Below are 3450 nucleotides of genomic sequence, written 5' to 3'. Positions count from 1 at the left end.
GTTTTAGAATTTGTATATAGTAAATTCGTTAAAAAACTTGATAAATAATAAAATGTGTAAATTTTTTGACTATTTTATTAAAATTATTTAATATTTGTAATTTATTGTTTTATAATGATAATTGGGTCGATCGTGAATGTTTTAGATATTGCGATATATACTCGGATTAATTTATTCTAGGGAGGTTACAAAATTGGGTAAGAGAGTCATTATAAGAGTTTTTACATTATTATCAGTACTGGCATTATTCCTTAATGTATTTTTACCTAGGGCTAGTGCAGAGGTTATGACGCATGAGAAATATTCAATGGACTGGAGTTATAGTAATAGTCTAGGTAAGTACATTCGCACTGAAATGATTAAAAATTCAAGTGGTCAAATTGCTTATTGCTTAACCCTTGGATTAAAATCACCAAATGGTGAAGATCTTCCTGAAATGGGGAAAACAGATAATGTAGTATATAGAGTCTTATTAAATGGTTTCCCGCAAAAAAGTGCTGAACAGCTGGGAGTAGCTAATAAAAATGAAGCGCATTATGCAACGCAACTTGCGGTTTGGAATGCATTAGGTCAACTCGATGTAAATGAATTAACACATGAGAATAAAAATGTTGAAAAAGCAGCTAAGGCTATTATTAGTAATGCTAACAATAGTGAAGAGACTCAAGATGTTTTTATGAATGTGATTCCTGCTGAAAAGCAAAAAGCAGAATTAAAGGGTGAATTCTTCGAAACAAATCTATATTCAGTACAAACAAATGCTAAGAGTGGTTCTTATAAGGTAGTAGCGAAAAATGCACCTAATGGAGTTAGAATTGTTAGTGAAAATGGAGAAGTGAAAGATCAGCTTTCAGTTGGAGAAAAATTTCGTATCCAAATTCCTAAGAATACAAAAACGGGTGAATTTAATTTAAGTGTTGCTGCTAATTTAACTAAAGTTCAAGCAATTGCTTATCGTGGTACGGATACTGTTCAGAATGCTACAGTACTATTAGAGAGAAATGAAGAAAAGCTTAGTAGTGATCTTGCAGTAAATTGGGAAGCAGCTGGTTCTTTAAAAATTAAAAAGGTTGGAGAAAATGGAGAAGTTTTAGCTGGTGCAGTATTTGAGGTCTTTAATGCAAATAATGAATCAGTCGGAAAAATCACGACTGGTGCTGATGGTATGGCAGAATTAAACAACTTACCAATTGGTACTTACACATTAAAAGAAATTAAAGCACCAACAGGCTATGTTTCAGATGATAAACCACAAACTATTGAAGTTAAGACAGGGGAAACAGGAGCTGTCCAAATAGTAAATAACAAAGTAAAAGGTAACATCGAAATTAAAAAGCTTAGTGATTCAGGAAAGATTTTACCAAATGTTGAATTCACAGTCTTCACTGAAGATGGAAAAGAAGTGAAAAAAGTAGTAACAAAAGAAAATGGAATTGCAAACGTTGAAGATCTTACGTATGGTAAATATTATTTCTTAGAGACAAAAACACCTAATGGATATATTGGAAATAAAACAAAGTATCCTTTTGAAATTAAAGAGCACAATAAAACACTTAATTTTACAGTGGAAAATACCGAAGTGAAAGGTAGTGTAAAATTACTAAAAGTAGATAATGAAGATATTAGTAAAAAATTAGAAGGTGCAGCATTCGAGCTAAAAGATGCAAGTGGAAAAGTAGTTGGGGAATATAAGACAGATAAAAATGGTGAGATTAACGTCAAAGATTTAGCGTATGGTAAATATTCATTTGTAGAAAAGGCTTCTCCAAATGGTTACGTTCTTGTTAAAGAACCGATTATGTTCGAAATAAAGGAACATGGAAAGGTTATTGAGTTATTGGCAGTTAATCATCTTATCAAAGGTGATCTAGAAATTACAAAGGTAGATGTAGCTGATGGAAATAACAAGCTTCCAAATGCAGAATTTACGATTTATAACGAAGCAGGAAAAGAAGTAGTAAAAGGAAAAACAGACGATAAAGGAATCGCTAAATTTGAAAAGTTACCATTTGGAAAATACACATATAAAGAAACTGTTGCACCAAAAGGTTATGTATTAAATGAAGAAACGTTCTCTTTTGAAATTAAAGAGAATGGTCAAATCATTAAACACATTGTCAAAGATGAAAAGATTCCTTCAATAAAAACAACAGCTACTGATAAAACAGATGGTACAAAAGAAATGCACACGTCTAAGTCTGTAACAATCCAAGATAAAGTGGAATACAAAGACCTACAAGTAGGTAAAGAGTACAATTTAAAAGGTAAATTAATGAATAAAGAGACTAATAAACCATTAGTTGTAAATGGTAAAGAAGTAACTGTTGAAACGAAGTTTACAGCAAAAGAAGCAAATGGTTCTATTACACTAGATTTCACTTTTGATGCAACTGGTTTAGAAGAAAAAGAAGTAGTAGTATTCGAAGAGTTACTGAAAGACGGAAAAGTTGTTACGACACATGCTGATATCAATGATAAAGGTCAAACAGTTAAGTTCGTTAAGCCATCAGTAAAAACGACAGCAACAAACAAAGCTGATGGTTCTAAAGAGTTAGATGCTTCTAAAACTGTAACAATCCAAGATAAAGTGGAATACAAAGACTTAATCGTGGGTAAAGAGTACGTAGTAAAAGGTAAACTAGTGGATAAAGCAACAAACAAGCCATTATTAGTTGATGGTAAAGAAGTAACAGTAGAATCTAAGTTTACTGCTAAAGAGAAGAATGGTTCTATCACATTAGACTTCACTTTCAATGCTTCTGCATTACAAGGTAAAGAAGTAGTAGTATTTGAAGAACTGTATCAAGATAATATATTAGTAGCTATTCACGCTGAAATTGAAGATAAGGGACAAACAGTGAAATTTAAAGAGGGAAAATCGGAACAACCAAAACCAGAACAGCCAAATTCAGGTAAAAATACGCCAACACCAGAGCAACCTAACGAGCAAGTAAAAGAACAACCACAACTTAAGAAAGAAATTCAATCTAAAATTGGATGGTTACCGCAAACAGGTACTAATCTTACAAGTTGGATCTCTATGGCTGCAGGAGCATTACTGTTAATTGTTGGTGGAGTGATTTTCTTAAAACGTAAAAATGCATAGAAATTAAAAAATAAGCACATCTGTTTTTATAACAAGATGTGCTTATTTTTATCATTTTAGCCAAGAAGACTCCTATATTTAAGCGTGAATGGCATTTAAAATAGCAACTTTATTTGTAGTAAACAATACATAATTTTGTTTTACTGTTTTAATTAAAATACGGTCTGTTGTCCCATAAGCTGTTCCAATACGTATTACATCTACTTCTTCAACACCAGCATAGGTAGCATCTTCGGTAACCTCAATTACATCACGTAATGGAATTGTAATCTCCGCCAATTGCCATGAAATAATTAACTCTTCATTTGTTTTTTTTACATTAATGCCTAGCATTATACCAAGAC

Annotated in this window: 2 protein-coding genes; one reads left to right on the top strand and one right to left on the bottom strand. The window is 31.9% G+C overall.

All coding sequences use genetic code 11. The annotated features are described in order from the left end of the window. Window positions 1-193 precede the first annotated feature (193 nt). Window positions 194-3106 (top strand): SpaA isopeptide-forming pilin-related protein, encoded by a 2913-nt coding sequence (locus ABWK52_RS24560; protein ID WP_098542297.1) that lies wholly within the window; start codon window positions 194-196, stop codon window positions 3104-3106. 78 nt (window positions 3107-3184) lie between these two features. Here the strand turns inward: ABWK52_RS24560 and ABWK52_RS24555 are convergent, their stop codons facing one another. Further along, a complete protein-coding gene (locus tag ABWK52_RS24555) occupies window positions 3185-3439 on the bottom strand; it encodes a SunI/YnzG family protein (RefSeq protein ID WP_000900695.1) in 255 nt (84 codons plus the stop codon). Window positions 3440-3450 lie beyond the last annotated feature (11 nt).

Origin of the sequence: Bacillus sp. AP50 (assembly GCF_040492675.1) — a bacterium.
GTDB lineage: Bacteria > Bacillota > Bacilli > Bacillales > Bacillaceae_G > Bacillus_A > Bacillus_A cereus.
The sequence above is the reverse complement of the archived record's forward strand: the minus strand, read 5'-3'. Positions and strand labels throughout refer to the sequence as shown.